The organism is Carnobacterium sp. (genome assembly GCF_032094055.1).
Lineage (GTDB): Bacteria > Bacillota > Bacilli > Lactobacillales > Carnobacteriaceae > Carnobacterium_A.
Genome location: NZ_DAMDAK010000093.1, coordinates 1 through 406 on the forward strand (window position 1 = coordinate 1; position 406 = coordinate 406).

General features: G+C 37.9%; 1 protein-coding gene and 1 pseudogene. Both read left to right on the top strand.

The features are described 5' to 3' along the window. Nucleotides 1–250: pseudogene (locus tag RT405_RS11685) on the top strand (branched-chain amino acid ABC transporter permease); the annotation flags it as partial. Further along, the coding region (locus RT405_RS11690) for an ATP-binding cassette domain-containing protein (RefSeq protein ID WP_313469902.1) at nt 247–406 on the top strand (160 nt) is incomplete at its 3' end. The pseudogene RT405_RS11685 and the gene RT405_RS11690, both read left to right, overlap by 4 nt.

Consider the following 406-nt stretch of genomic DNA (forward strand, 5'->3'; position numbering starts at 1 on the left):
TGTAGTATTTGGCGGATTGGGCAGTGTGACAGGGAGCGTCGTTGCTGCAATTGTTCTGGGCATTATCAATGTCTTTTTACAGCCTTTTGGACAGTTGCGTATGATTCTTTATTCGGTCGCTTTAATTGCCATTATGATTTTTAAGCCGTCTGGTTTGTTTGGTTCCAAAGAATTTACCATTTCAGGCTTATTGAACCATAAAAAGAAAACGACACCTAAATCTCCTAAACAAGAGGAGGAAGTGAAATGAGTTTATTGGAAGTAAAAAAATTAACTAAAAACTTTGGCGGATTAGCAGCTGTTTCAATGGTATCAATGGAACTGGGTAATAATGAGCTAGTCGGATTGATTGGACCTAACGGAGCAGGAAAAACGACTTTATTTAATTTATTAACCGGTGTTTACG